Origin of the sequence: Reyranella sp., assembly GCF_004297405.1 — a bacterium.
Taxonomy (GTDB): Bacteria; Pseudomonadota; Alphaproteobacteria; order Reyranellales; family Reyranellaceae; genus Reyranella.
The window spans coordinates 369,060-383,067 of sequence record NZ_SCVC01000011.1; the positions used below are offsets into that span (position 1 = coordinate 369,060).

A 14,008-nucleotide genomic window follows, 5' to 3' on the forward strand; every position below is an offset into this window, starting at 1 on the left:
GAACGCTCGTTCCTTAGCGACTCGTGAAATTTGTCGACAGCCTTCTCGTGGCGGCGGCGCCCATGGCGTCGCCGGTCTTTGCTCAAGGCAGTCGCATTGTACTCAAGAGGGAGACATCATCATGAAAGCGCTCGCGCGCAGATTCTTTCTGTTCGCTCTGGCCGCCGCACCGACGACGTTCGCCGCTCGGACGTGGGCCCAAGACGCTCTGCCAGACGCGCGCTTTGTTGGCTTTGCGCAAGCCGTCAACGATTTCGAACTCGCTTCGGGGAACCTGGCGTTGGCACGGTCGGCGAACGAGAACATTCGCGGCTATGCCTCGAGGGCGATCGCCGAAGCCAACAACGACGCCCAGTCACTCAGCAGGTCACGCTCGGAAGCGGGCGTGTCGTATGCCCCGGATGGCAGCATGGGGCAGAAGACGGCCAGTCTCATGGCGCAGCTCAACGCCCTGCAGGGGGCGGTGTTCGACACCGCTTTCGCCAACGCGCAGCTCAGCGTCATGACGGATGCGGAAGCCCAGTACGGCGCCTACTCGCAGAGTGGCAAGAGTGGCCCGCTGCGGCGCTACGCACAGCTCATTCTCCCCAAGGCTCAAATGCAGCTCGAGTATGCCCGGCGCATCGCCGGTGGTCGCTGATCACCAATCCAGCGAAGGCCGCTCCCGCGAGACGCCTCAGCGGCCGAAGATATTCGGGATGCGTGGAGTGGGAACCGAGATGCTGGGCATCGGCACATGCGGCAACTTCTGGAGAATGCCGGTCACCCCCGGCGGATCGTTGGCGGAACCGCGCGTCGCATGGAATGAGGGCGAGCCGAGAGGGCCCCGGGCCGTGACGATCAGGTAAGGCGTCGCGGGCTCCTCGGCGAGCATGAAGTTGATCGTGGTGTCGGTCGTGGCATTGGCCAGATTGGTGTGCGTGACGACGCGGGCCGTGGCGCGGTTCCCTTGCAGGACCAAGTTCTTGTCGTTCAGGACGCCATTCGCGATCTCGATGTCGCCCGAGAGCGGATTGTCATGGTTGACGAAGCGGTTCAGCACCAGCGAGATCGCATTCAGGAGGTTGCCGACGCCGACGCCGCCCTTGTCGCCAAGAACACTCATGATGTTGCCCAGCGTCGCGTCGATGACGCCGCCTGCCATTCCTGTCGCGGCCGAGCCCAGGAGTTGGAGGAACTTGTCGGCGCGCGTCTGGACGTGACCACTCAAGCGGGCGTGTCCGGCCATCGAGGCCCTGATCTCGGCAACGGTTGTCCCGGCGCCACGCAGTTCCAGTCCAGTTGCGGTCAGGCTGCCGTCGATGGCGATTCTGATGAGGCTGCCGATTTCGTTGCTGCCCGAACTGCGACGCAGCATGTCGCCGATATTGAGGCCGTTTGCCTCGCCCTTGAAGTCGAAGGATAGCGAAGGCCGGCTGCCGTCGATCACGCCTGCAAGGTTTATGATCCCGCCATAAAGGCCACTCTTCAAATGGGAGACGCTGAGCACGCCGTCCTTCAAAGTTGCGGCGATCTCGGTATTGCCAACTGGCATCGGCGTGCCACCGAGGCTTGCCACCGAGACCTTCAGTGTGCCGTCGATGCTGCGCAATGGCGTTCCGATTGGCTGCGATTCAAAGGTGGACATGCCGCGCGGCGGCCGCTGCGCGGGCCTGTTCCCACCGAGCTTGCCGAAATCGAGCGCGTTTGTTCTGAGATCGGCGGCAATGACCGGCTTGCTGCCCGAGAGGTCGGCATCGATCGAGGCTTCGATCGGCTGGTCATTGACGACGATGCTGCCTTTGTAGGATGCCGATTTGATCGTGCCCTGCGCCGCCCCCGGCAAGGCGAGCGCGCCGTTTGCCAGTACGCTCCATCCCATGGCGTTCAGCGTGCAATCGCGCAGGGTGAGGCGTTCCCAGCTGCCAGCGATGCCGCCGCGCATGCTGAGTGCGCCCATGCCGGCCGGCACGGTGCCCGCGAGCTTCAGCACGCGATCCATGTCGGGTGCCTGGATGTCGAAGGCGAAGTCGGCTTGCGGCCGAGGCGTCCAATAGCTGGCGATCGCGCCACGCAGGGCGATCCGCGCGCCTGCCAAGTTCGCCACCTTGAACTCGTTGAGCACCATCGTGCCGGCGCGGCGCTCGAGATCGATATCGATACCCGCCACCGTGTCGCTGCGGTAATTGATCCTGGCCACCTTGAGCTTGAACCCGATCGACGGGCCCAGGAGGGCCAGGATCGGCGTCACCGACGCGACGGGCGAGGCCGAGGGTGCCGCATTCTGGTCGGCCGGCGGCAGGTAGGAGTCGAGATCGAGCGCGTCGAGATCGATATGCGTTACTACCGACAGCGGCACGGTGAAATTCACCACGATGCCACCCGCAGCCTTGAGGTCGTCGAGCATGAAGACGGCATCGCTCACCTGGACGTTGCCGCCACGTGAGCCCATGCGACCGGTGACGCTGAGCCGTGTGAGCTTGTTTTCTGGCACCGACGAGACATCGACCGCGAGCCACGCCAGGGTCTCGCGCAGCTTCGGTCCGCTCAGGCTAAAGTCTCCGGACGCGATGGGCCGCACCGGATCGCCCGAGAGGATCGACTGTACCTGCACTGTGAGGTCGCCTGGCAGGGTGGCGGCAAACTTCGGCACGGCAACGGCGCCGCCCCGTGCTTCGAGCTCCAGGGCCAGGTTGCGGACGGGTTTCTTGTTGTAGATCACCTCATCGACGTCGAGGGCGAGCTTGGCACTGAAAGCGGCCAGCCAGCCAGGACCAGCTGGTTGCGCGCGCGGGGCAGGCGAGGCTGCAGGCGCAGTAGGTGGTGGCGGCACCGCCAACTGGTCCGGAAGTGCGATCGCTGCCAGCCACCGGTCGAGATCGAGTCGGGAGGCCGTGAACCTGGCCTCGACGACGACGGTGGTCGTCAAGGTGAGCGCAAACGAGCCCAAACCGCTGTCTTCTCCCAGGACGAGCTTGAAGTCCTTGGCCGCGACCGATGTCGGGGAGAGATCGACGGGACCGTCGAACTTGAACTTGCCGGCCAGCAAAGGCGGCAGGTGAGGCTGTGGTTGACCGGCGATCCTGATCAGCGTCTCGGCAAAAGCCACCAGGTTGTCCGCCGAGGCCGATGCTCTGCCCGATAGCCGCGCCGCGGGGCTCAGCTCATCCAAGGAACCCTTGAACGACGCCTTGCCGCCGCCCGCTTCCAGTGCAACGTCGACGGCGTAACCGGCCGCACTCTTGGCACTCACCGCCAGATCGATCTTGAGGGGCGCGTCGTTGACGACGGCGCTCCCGGCCAGCGCGTAGGGCCCGTCGATCGAGCCGGCAGAGACGTTGAAATTGGCCTTTTCGGCCATCACGGACAGGCCGGCCTTCGAATCGCTGAAGGTCAGCGTGCCGTTCTCGACGGTGAGCCGGCCAGGCGGCGACGGCTTGGGTGAGCTTGGCTGCGCCACCGTTGGCATGGATGCAGCGACGGAGGGGGCGACCTCCCAATTGGGCTTGCCTGCGGTATTGACCTCCAGAACGATTTTCGGCTCGACCAGTGTTACCTCGGCGATCTCGACGTCGCCCACCAGCAGGGGCAGCAGCGAGGGTCTCACGGTGACCGACCTTGCCTCCATCATGTTGGGCGCCTTCGAGCCCGGCAGATTGGAGAATCTCACGCCATCGAGCTCGACCCTCGGTGTCGGCAGCAGCGAGAAGCGGATCGGACCTTCGAGGGTAATGTCGCGGCCCGTCATGCGTTTCACCTGCGCCACGATCTCGGGCTTGTAGGCATTGGCGTCGATGAACGCAGGCAGAGCCAGCAGGGCGGCGACCAACAGGCCGACGATGCTGGCGCCGATCAGAAGCCTCTTACGATTGTCGTGTACCATGGAACGTCCTGTTGCCCGGCACCGGGATGCTGACGCATCTGTGGTGGCAGGACACAGAGTTGAGCGCATCTAGTCGGGCTTGAACAGCTCCCGGGTGGCTCGGGTTTTCCCGCTCTCGATATCTCGCACGTTCACCATCGGATAGCCGACTGGGGCGTCGGCGCTGGCGAGCCAGGCGTCGACGATCATGTCGCGTACCGCCGTAGCGCCGGCCGCAAGTCTCTCGTCGGCAAAGGCAATGCCGCGTCGGTCGCCACGTTCGAGGCCGCCCTCCTTTTCAAGGGCGTAGAGCGGTTCGACCTGGGCAAGGGTGGCGAGCAACAATGCCTTCGTGCGTTGTTCGATCGAGCAGCCGCACGAGCGATAAGGACCGACTTTCGCGGCTATCGCCGACCGCACGAGGTTGTCCCGCACGAATTCGCTCTCGAATTGGGCATCGATATCCCTGTTCGTATAACCGTTGGGATTGGGATAAGCACCCCAGCCTTCGTAGTGTACGGAAACATGCAGGGGTTGCGAGGCATCGCCCACGTAGTGGCTCCACACGCCGATGTCCCGAAGGATAAGTTTCTCCCGCAGCCGACGATCGGCTTCGAACCAGGCGCGCTCCTCGGCCGACAACGCCGTCTCTGCGCCTTTCTTTGTGGCACGCCAGTAGGCGAAGTCTTTGCGTAGCTGCTGCCAGCCGTCGACGATCGCATAGGGTAGGTAGCCTGCCTTGTATTGGGTAAAGCCCTTGGCCCGCAGCAGTGTGTCGTACTGTTCGCGTGTGTCCGGCAGATCGGCCAAGGGTAGGACGCCGACAACCGAGCCGTCATCCGCTAGGGAGACCCAATGTCCCGGATCGCGTTCGGCGTCGTGCGTCCGGCCGGCGCCTTTCGAGCGGTCGAGCTCACGGCCCATGACGGCGATATCGGCGATGGCAGCTTGTGTCCGCACGAAGGCGGGAATGGACTCCGGCAGTTTCTCGATCGCAATGCCACTGATCCATTCATGACCGGTGGCACCCCATGCCCAGCAGGGCGCAGGCGCGGCCACCAGGCCGACCCACAGCGCGGCAAGCCATCCAACCGTGCGATCCATCCCGTCTCCCCCTGCTGCGCTCAGCAACCCATCGCCGCATATAACCCGAAGAACATCGCACGATCCCGGGGCGGGCCCGCCATCATCGACTGCAATCCGCCCGTCAGGCAAATCGCGCAGGTTTGCCATAGCGACGCTGGAACCAGAGCAAGCTCAGGCCAGACAGGGGGATGACGATATCCATGTAGAAAGTGACGCCCGCATTGCCCGGCGCGAAGTTGTGCTCGATCACCATGTGATAGATATGGACGACGGCAGCCCCCAGCATGAAGAAGCTCGGTCCGACGATGGCGGCGAGGCGCAGATCGAAACTGCGGAACGCAGCGAAGAAGCCGACAACGGAAAAGCCGAGACTTGCGGTGGCGACTTCGAATTGAAACGGGCTGTCGGCCCAGCCGATGAAGGCGGCGGCCATCTCGCCGAACAATCCGTGCATCACGAAGTTATAGAAATTGAAGACGCCGACGGCCCAGAAGACGTGCCAGGCCAACAGCTTTTCGACGATCATCGACGCGCCCACGGGCTTTGGCTGGCGAGCAATCGCCACCATCGAGAAGAGCAATCCGACGACGAAGAATGTCAGTGGATAGTTCGCCAGAACAAAGCGGATCCCGGTCCGGATGATATCAGCCATGGTCCGCTTCTCTGATATGTGAATGACCAACCGAGGTCATCTTTCCATTCCCTGATATCCGCCCATTCCTGATACCCGGATCGACGTGAGGCCTGCAGAAGCCCCGCACTGGGGTCGCCAGGCGGGGCTTGAAGAAGGGATGTGCAGGCGATCAGGCGAAGAGGAGACCGGCACTGCTGGCGTGGATGCTGATCACGACGTCCTGGAAGTCGTTGTCGCCGGTGGCAGTCGGCAAATCCTCGAAGCCAACGAACAGTTCCTGGCCGCCCGCCGCTACGCCGGAAAGCACCTGCATGGCGTCGTTCGGATTGAGCGTGGACATCGAGTGGAAGATGGTCGCGCCGGCAAGGTCTCCCAGCGTAGCGCTGTGGAGGACGGGGTCGGCACCGGTCCGGATATCCGCCGGGTCCATGGTGCCGGGTGCCACGAAGGAAAGATTGTCCGGCAGCGTCCCGAGTTTGGCGAATCCATTCTGGATCAGGAAGAAGGCGATACGTTCGCCGGCCGCCGGCGTGCCCAGATCGACTTCACGCGCGCCAGCGGCCACGTTCAGTGTGTTGTCGAAGAGCACCTGGACGTCGCGGATGGTGCCGTCTGCGGCGATCTTGTAGGCGCCGAGCGTGTTGGCGAAGGTCGAAGCGGCGGACTTCAGCGATACCGAGAAATCGACAGAGCCGTCCCCGCTCAGGAACGGCTCATTGGCAATGCCGTTAACGAGAGTCGGATTGACGGCCTTGCCTTCCGCCAACGAGGGCAGAAACGGCACGAACGTCACACTGCTGCTGGCATCGGCGCCCGTGCCACGGGCCACGATCATGAAATCGCCACCGGAGTAATCGCCGGCAAGCTCGAAGCTCGAGCCTCCAACCTGGAGCGTTGTTGCCTCTGCGCCGTTGGTGACGGCCAGATCCGAACGATCGACCAGCGTTCCCTGAATGGCAATGGCGTCGTCCGTGCCGAAATCAAAGAAGGTGTCGCCGGCGAGATCGGCAAGAGTGTCACGGGCGGTGTTCGAGCCCGGACCCATGTAGAACCTGTCGCTACCTACACCGCCCGTCAGGATGTTGAAACCTTCGCCGCCGATAAGACTGTCGTTACCGGTGCCACCGTCGATCACGTCGTTGCCCTGACCACCTGCAAGGGTGTCGTCGCCGGCATCGCCGAACAGGGTGTCGTTGCCGGCGCCGCCCTCAATGCCGTCGTTGTCGGCGGTGCCGTTCAGAACGTTGTCGGCACCATCGCCCATCAGGGTGGCGACGCGCTCCACCTTCACGTAGTCGACATCGAAGAAGTACGATTTATTCTCCGCCGCGCTTGTGGCGGGCAGGAAAGTCGGATCGCCCACTGGCGGGCCGTTCTTGTCGCCGTCGGAAGGACCCCAGTTTTTGGGCACTCCCCACAAGTTCAGGTGGAGCTGCTGCGCCGTGGTCGGGACATGATTGGTCTCGGTCCGGATCTCTTTGCCATCGACGAACCAGCGGACATAGCTCGCCGTCCATTCCATTCGATAGGTGTGCCAGACCGTCGTGCCATCCGGGATGGCGATGGAGAGCGGATGGGCGGTCTCCTTCAGCGTTTCATGGGCGAAGACATTGGTCGAGATCTTGGCAGGATTACTCGTGATGATTTCGTAGTCGATCTCATCGTGAATGTCGCGATCGGCTCCCATCGGAAACTGCTGGAAGGTGAAGAACCCGGCGATCATGCCGCCTTGCGTCGAGTCGAACTTGAACTTGCCTTCGAAGGCGACGCTGCCACCGGAAAGATCCCAGGCTTCCTTGGTGATGGCCTCCGATCCTTTGAACCCGTTGCCATCGAGCCAGGTGTCCAGCCTGATCCGCGCCACGCCATTCTGGGCATCCGGCAACTCCTGGCGCATCTGCGTCAGGCCCAGCCAGGACGGGTTGTTGGTGGCCTGCCAGTGATTGTAGTCCCAGCTTGCGGCGTTCAGCTTGCCGTCAGTCGAAAAGTGATCCTCGAACAGCACAGTCGTCGATTTGAGCGGTGTTGCCATTTTCTCCCAGCCTCAAAAATTCCCAATCCCACGGCTCGCAAACTGCATAAGCCCACGGCGGGATAGTACTGGGAGCCTGTCGACGAACGCGTGTTCGAGCAGGTCAAGGAAAGGTCAAACTTTGGTCAAGCAAGCCGCGTCGATCGCCGTATCCACGTGAGCGGCCTGATTGCACGATAAGCCGCTCACCCCAAGGTCATCGCGCTTTAGAGGATGAAAAGGCCGTCGGTGTGCCGAGGTCGGCCACGTAGTCGTTGATGGCGTTCAGCACCGTTTCTGGCGCTGGGTTTGAGCTCGACATCGTAGTCATGACTATTTTCTCCAAGCACTTCTTTTACGACACCAGATGAGACGCTTCGCAATCGTCGACAAACGATCGACAGGAGTCTTCGGTCTCCCTTACAGTCATCTCCTTGCTGTCGAGGACTCTTTTCCCGACTGCTCGTCTTCCCGCCAGATTGGAAAAGGCGCTCTCGACACTGACAGGAGGAGGCGCACGTGTGCCTCGCTGCTTGATGCAGGGAGTTGGAAAGCCGGCTACTTTGAGTTTTGAAGGAGCTGAAGATGGCGCGGAACGACTACGTGCCAGTGCTGGCGATCTGAATATCGCGGGAGGCGAGGCGGGATCCGGCGCTACCCTAATCAAAGGCCATGGATGGATCTGCCATCACAAGATAGAAGTCCGAAGCCATCGGCCTTTCTTTTGGTATCCTATGTCACGCTAGAGCAGCCAGATCGTTCGTCTGCTAGGTCGTCCAACGGCTATTTTCTCATTTCTCCAGAAGCTCGAGTGGAAAATCCCGGAATTCTCTGTCTTTTCCAAAGCAGAGGTGAGCGGAAATTGAGCTTTTCCTATAACAACAGTTGGAGGCGAGATCGCTGGCTGTTGACGCTTCCGTAAACGAGCCAGGGTTGTGCGCTGGAAGCTCGGGTGTCCCAGCGTGCTCCATTGATCATACTTATCGGCCTCGTGGCGGCGATGTCCGGACTACTCATCGGATACAACACGGCCGTCATCGCACCGGCACTTGAGTTTGTTACGGCGGACTTTGCCCTGAGTCCGTTCATGCAGGGCGTCGCAGTATCATCTGTCCTGTTCGGCGGATTCGTCGGTGCTTTGCTTGCTGGCGCGCTGGTCCGTCACACCGGCGAGCGGCCGATGCTTCTCGCCACTGGCGTTCTCTTTGCCGTCGGTGGTGTTGGGGCTGCGCTTTCCGAGTCCTTCTTGCCGTGGCTTCTGTGGCGCACGGTCACTGGTCTTGGCGTTGGGGCGGCGACCATGGTGGCGCCCCTCTATGTCAGCGAAACGGTACCGCCTCGCGTGCGAGGCGCACTGGTATCGATCATCCAGCTGACCATCACTTTGGGAATTCTTGCGTCGTACCTCGCCGGGACGGTCTGGACCCCCGCGCGAGCATGGCAGCCCATGCTTATCGTCGGCGCGATACCGGTGCTGCTGTTGATGCTTGTCGTGTTCGCGGTGCCAGAAAGCCCACGATGGTACCTGTTGCATGGTCGCCGGGAAGAGGCAAAGCAAGCACACAGGCGGTTGAACGAAGGGAAGGGAGACCCATTACTCGAACAGGCTGGTGATGCCGCGACGGTAGATTGGCGCAATCTCTTTGCGGGTCGCAATTTGTTGGTTTTGATCCTGGCGACTGGTCTTTTTGCCTTCGCCAATCTCAGCGGGATCGATGCCATTCTTTATTATGCACCGGTGATCTTCGCACAGGTCGGCTTCGGCGGTACCTACGGACCAATTCTCGCGACGGTCAGTATCGGCGTGGTCAACGTGGTCGCGACGCTCGTCGCGATGGCCTTGATCGATCGCCTGGGGCGGCGGCCGTTGCTGATCGGCGGCTTGGTGCCCATGGCGGCAAGTCTCATCGTTCTTGCCATCGTTCTTGCAAATGGCCAGGGCGCTGCGTGGGCAAACATCGTCGCGGTGTCATGTCTGGGTCTGTTCGTGCTGGCCTTCGGCGTCAGCCTCGGCCCGCTGCCCTACGTCCTCATGTCAGAACTCTTCCCGCTGGCGTTGCGCGGGGCGGGAATGGGCATCGCCTCTGCCACCGCCTGGGGCGTCAATGTCCTGGTGTCCCTTACGTTTCCGGTGCTTGTCGAAGCGTTCGGGTTGGCGCTTGTCCTCGGGTTCTATGGAGTCATTAGCATAGCCGCATTACTCTTCGTGCTTGCGCTCGTGCCCGAAACGCGGGGACGTTCGCTGGAACTGATCGAAGCCAATCTGGCGAACGGCCGGCCGATACGCGATCTCGGCCTGCCGCTTCCTGCCAGTGCTCGAAGTGCCTGACCGCAACGCGATGCCGAAGGGAAGGGGTATGGAACCATGACGATGTCACCGACTTCCGCGTTGATCGCCGACATCGGAGCGACCAATGCCCGCTTCGCCCTGCTTGTCGATACGGACATCGCCATGTCCGAAACGTACGCCGTTGCCGACTACGCCTCGCCGATCGAAGCGGCGCGCGCCTTCCTCGCAGGACCTGCGGCCGGGCATGCGCCGAACCGGGCGCTGATAGCGGCGGCCGGGCCTGTCGAACATGGTCGTATCGCTTTGACAAATGCCGCATGGATCGTCGATTCGGACCGCATCTGCAAAGGTCTGAATATGGCTGACGTTCAAGTGCTGAACGATTTCGAGGCACTTGGCTGGTCGCTCCCGGCATTGCGACCCGACGACCTTGTGACGGTGGGGGCGGCGCGTGCGGCAGGGTTGGGAACAATGGCCGTGATGGGGCCGGGCACCGGCTTCGGATTGGCCGCCATGGCATTTGGCGCGGCGGGCGAAGCCGTATTGGTTACAGAAGGCGGCCACGCCACCTTGTCCAGTGAAAACCGGCGCGAGGACGCCATCATCCTGGCTCTGCGGCAGCAACTGCACCATGTCTCTGTCGAGCGCATCCTGTCCGGTTCCGGCTTGATGCAGCTGTACCACGCCATCGCCCGGATCGATGGCACGACGGTGCCGGAGCGAGACAACAGTGAAATCGTCTCGCATGCGCTGACTGGCGATTGCGAGGTCAGCCGCGAAACTCTTGAACTGTTCTGCGCTTTCCTGGGCAGCACTGCGGGCAACATCGCCCTGACGTTGGGAGCGCGAGGAGGCGTCTTCATTGCCGGGGGCATCGTACCTCGCTTCACCGAGTTCCTGCGCCGATCGGCGTTTCGCGAACGGTTCGAGGCAAAGGGACGGATGTCGACGTACCTCTCTCACATTCCCACCGCTGTCATCGTGCATCCGACGCCGGCGTTTATCGGCTTGGCTCATCTGGCGAAGGTTCGGAGCCGGTCGCGTGCACCTGACCAAGCCTGGTGAGGGTGAGACTTGTCGTGTTTCTTTTGATTGAGCGGGGGAGATTGCAATGACAGACGCACGCCATCTGTCGAATCGGTTGGCCATTGATGGTGGTACGCCGATTCGCTCTACGCCGTTGCCCTGGGAATTGCCCGGCGCCTATTACATCGACGATGAAGAGAAGCGCCTCGTCAATCAGGTGATCGAAGCGCGCAGTCCATTCCGTTTCTACGGTCTGGACGCGCAGGGCATGGTCGACCGGCTCGAGTCCGAATGGTGCTCGACCTTCGGCCACAAGCACGCATTAGGCGTCAACAGTGGAAGCGCCGCGCTCCATATCGCGCTGGCGGCCTTCGGCGTCGGCCCCGGGGACGAGGTGCTGGTGCCGGGCTATATGTGGGTGAGTTGCATGAGCGCCATCGTGCGCACGGGCGCCATTCCGCGCCTGGTCGATATCGACGGCAGCTTCTGCATGGATCCAGTGGATCTCGAGCGCAAGATCGGTCCGCGTAGCAAAGCCGTCCTCATCGTGAACATGAGCGGCGTGATGGGGCGCAATGACCGCATCGCCGAGATCTGCCGGAAGCACAAGCTGAGGCTGCTCGAGGATTGCGCGCAGGCGATCGGTGCTTCGCTGAAGGGCCGTTCCGCCGGCTCGTACGGCGACATCGGCATCTATAGCTTCCAGCTCAACAAGAACATGACGAGCGGCGAGGGCGGGTTGCTCGTCACCGAGGACGGGGATCTCTACAAGCGCTGCGTGGCGCTGCACGACCTCGGCTATGCGCGCAATGCTGAGGGCCGGCTCGACCCGTCGGACGAGCGCTATCAGTACTGGGGCATCGGCAGCCGCATGTCCGAACTTTCGGGTGCCATGGCGCTCGCCCAGATGCGCAAGGTGCGGACGATCACGGGCAAGATGCGGGAAGCGAAGTGGAAGATTCGCGAGGCCATCAAGGATATCCCGGGCATCGGCCTGCGTGAGGTCGACGATCCGGCCGGAGATACCGGGCCGGTCTTGATAACGGTCTATCCGACGGCCGAGGCATGCCAGCGCTTCGTCGATGCCATCAGGGCCGAAGGCGTGCGTGGACCCGAAGGAAGCCTCACCTGCATCACGATGCGCGAGTGGGGCATGCACTGGTACTTCAACATCCCGAGCCTGGTGAAGAAGCGCTCCAATGCCAAGGAGGGGTTCCCCTGGACACATCCGGCGAACGCCTTCGCCGCCGATTACAGCTACGCAAAAGGTGCCCTGCCGGTCTGTGACGCGATGTCGGAGCGTGCAGCGCTGCTGACCGTCGCGTCCGTTCTGTCGGATGCGGACATCGACGACATCATCGCCGCGTTCCGCAAGGTCGGAAACGCCTTTGCCACCTACATGAAGGCCGCCGAGTAATGCACCCGCTAGCTCCCATCCTGTTGAGCGACGCACGCGCCGTCGCCAATGCTGCCGTCGACTGCCTGGTCATCGGCAGTGGCACGAGTGGCGTGACGACCGCTATCGAACTGGCAGAGCGCGGCCTGAAGGTCGCGATCCTTGAAGCCGGCCCGCTTATCCTGACGGAGCATGTCGGCTCCGGTCCCTTTGCTAACCGGGCGGACATCGTCCCCCAGATCCATGACCTCGTGCGCTTTCGTACGCTATGGACATCGGAGAAGGGGCTGGCGTCGGCGCAGGCGCGGACGGCCGAGACCAACAACAATGCGTGGTCCATCGTCGGTGGGCGAACGGTCTTCTGGGGCGGTTGCACGCCGCGCTTCCGCGACGAGGACTTCGCCGAGTGGCCGTACGACGCCGATGAAATGCGCTCGTGGTACGTTCGAGCCGAGCACCTGATGGGTGTCTCGGGGAGCGAAGGCGACAACGATGCGCCGCCTTTCATGACGCACGCCGCGCAGGAGCGCCTGCTGGGCCGTCTCGCTGCCAAGAACATTCCCGCGACGCACGCGCCATTGTGCATCGATACGCGCGCGGTCCATGGCGGGCGTATGTCGCTCGGTTTCGACTCCTCGGTCTCCCGACTGCTGCGCTGCCGGCATTTCGGCCGCATCGAGGACGGCGCCCGCCTGTCGCTTGCCGCCGAAACGGAAGTGCTGCAGCTCGTTCACGACGGCAATGTGGTCAGCGCCGTCACCGTGCAGGATCGGACCGGCGAGACCTTCGCCATTCCCGCACGCCATTTCGTGCTGGCGGGAGGCTGCATGCAGTCGACGCGGCTCGCCATGGCTTCCGGCTTGGCCGATGTCGATCCGATGGTCGGGCGCTATATGGGTGACCATCTTTTCCGCCAGGCCGTGTTCGAGTTGCCCGAGTCCTTGCAGGAGAAGTCACTCTACATATTCATTCCGCCGACGGCGAAGCGGCCGTTTCACGCGCAGCTCCAGGGTATGTTCCAGGAGACCTGGTACAGTCCGCTACACGCGACTTGCTATCTCGATGGCGACGCCAGCGGGCGCTACATCCTGTTCTACTGCTTCGGCATCAGCAAAGCGGAAGAGGCAGGACGCATGGTGCTGTGTGGCGACGGCAAAGCGAAGACCGACTACTGCATCGTCAACGAGCGCAGCCCGGGCGATTCGAAGACCCTCGCGGAGATGGCGAGGTTCACTGCGGATGTTGCGGCCGGGATCGGTGCGAAGGTCGTTCGTACCGAGGAGAATGCCGCGGGTTCGGCATTGCACGAATTCGGCGGGCTCCGCATGGGGCGTGACCGGGCGTCTTCGGTAACCGATCCCGATGGCCGTTTCTGGCGGATCGGCAACCTGAGCTGCGCCGACGCGGCAATCTGGCCTCATCAGGGTAGCGCCAATTCCTACCTGACTATCACGGCCGTCGCGCTGCGCAATGCATCGCGGTTGGCGGCGGGGATGGAAGCAGGACAGACGGCGATGGCGGCGCAATAGCGCCGCCTCGCCTTTCTCGGTGTGCCGTTCGATTCAATGAATTGGTGAGGGTGCGTACTAGGGTGGGAAAAATCGTGTGGCGCATATGCACAACTTTGATCGCGATCGTCGCGGGGGTGCTTGCTTGCGGCGTTGCGTATGCTGAAGGACCGACCGCACCTCCGCAGCCGTCGCAGCCGTGGCTGCTCGGTAACT

9 protein-coding genes are annotated in these 14,008 nt (G+C 62.5%); 5 read left to right on the top strand and 4 right to left on the bottom strand.

Annotated features, from left to right (window positions below; genetic code table 11):
• Window positions 1-121: 121 nt before the first annotated feature.
• Window positions 122-640: a DUF4142 domain-containing protein gene (locus tag EPO50_RS09635; protein WP_296343327.1), complete on the top strand. Its 519-nt coding sequence runs from the start codon at window positions 122-124 to the stop codon at window positions 638-640.
• A 36-nt stretch (window positions 641-676) separates the two neighbouring features.
• Here EPO50_RS09635 and EPO50_RS09640 read toward each other — a convergent pair whose 3' ends face one another.
• From EPO50_RS09640 to EPO50_RS09655, 4 genes are all read right to left on the bottom strand, one after another.
• Window positions 677-3,862 carry an AsmA family protein gene (locus EPO50_RS09640; RefSeq protein ID WP_296343328.1) on the bottom strand — a complete coding sequence of 1,062 codons (3,186 nt, stop codon included), beginning with the start codon at window positions 3,860-3,862 and terminating at the stop codon, window positions 677-679.
• Window positions 3,863-3,931: 69 nt separating this feature from the next.
• A complete protein-coding gene (locus EPO50_RS09645) occupies window positions 3,932-4,945 on the bottom strand; it encodes a hypothetical protein (protein WP_296343330.1) in 1,014 nt (337 codons plus the stop codon).
• A gap of 103 nt (window positions 4,946-5,048) precedes the next feature.
• Window positions 5,049-5,579, bottom strand: coding sequence for a DUF6790 family protein (locus tag EPO50_RS09650; RefSeq protein ID WP_296343332.1), 531 nt, complete (start codon window positions 5,577-5,579; stop codon window positions 5,049-5,051).
• Window positions 5,580-5,730: 151 nt separating this feature from the next.
• Entirely contained in the window at window positions 5,731-7,593 is a 1,863-nt protein-coding gene (locus EPO50_RS09655; RefSeq protein ID WP_296343334.1) for a family 16 glycosylhydrolase, read from the bottom strand.
• A gap of 949 nt (window positions 7,594-8,542) precedes the next feature.
• On the opposite strand from EPO50_RS09655, the gene EPO50_RS09660 reads away from it, so the two are divergent.
• From EPO50_RS09660 to EPO50_RS09675, 4 genes are read left to right on the top strand one after another with little or no spacing between them, the layout of a single operon-like run.
• Entirely contained in the window at window positions 8,543-9,901 is a 1,359-nt protein-coding gene (locus EPO50_RS09660) for a sugar porter family MFS transporter (protein WP_296343336.1), read from the top strand.
• Window positions 9,902-9,937: 36 nt separating this feature from the next.
• Entirely contained in the window at window positions 9,938-10,927 is a 990-nt protein-coding gene (gene glk / locus EPO50_RS09665) for a glucokinase (RefSeq protein ID WP_296343337.1), read from the top strand.
• A gap of 46 nt (window positions 10,928-10,973) precedes the next feature.
• The gene (locus EPO50_RS09670) at window positions 10,974-12,305 is read left to right on the top strand and encodes an aminotransferase class I/II-fold pyridoxal phosphate-dependent enzyme (protein WP_296343339.1); all 1,332 of its coding nucleotides are present in this window, start codon (window positions 10,974-10,976) and stop codon (window positions 12,303-12,305) included.
• A 23-nt stretch (window positions 12,306-12,328) separates the two neighbouring features.
• On the top strand, window positions 12,329-13,813 hold the full coding sequence (locus EPO50_RS09675) for an FAD-dependent oxidoreductase (RefSeq protein ID WP_296343341.1): 1,485 nt from the start codon (window positions 12,329-12,331) through the stop codon (window positions 13,811-13,813).
• The last annotated feature ends 195 nt before the right edge of the window (window positions 13,814-14,008 follow it).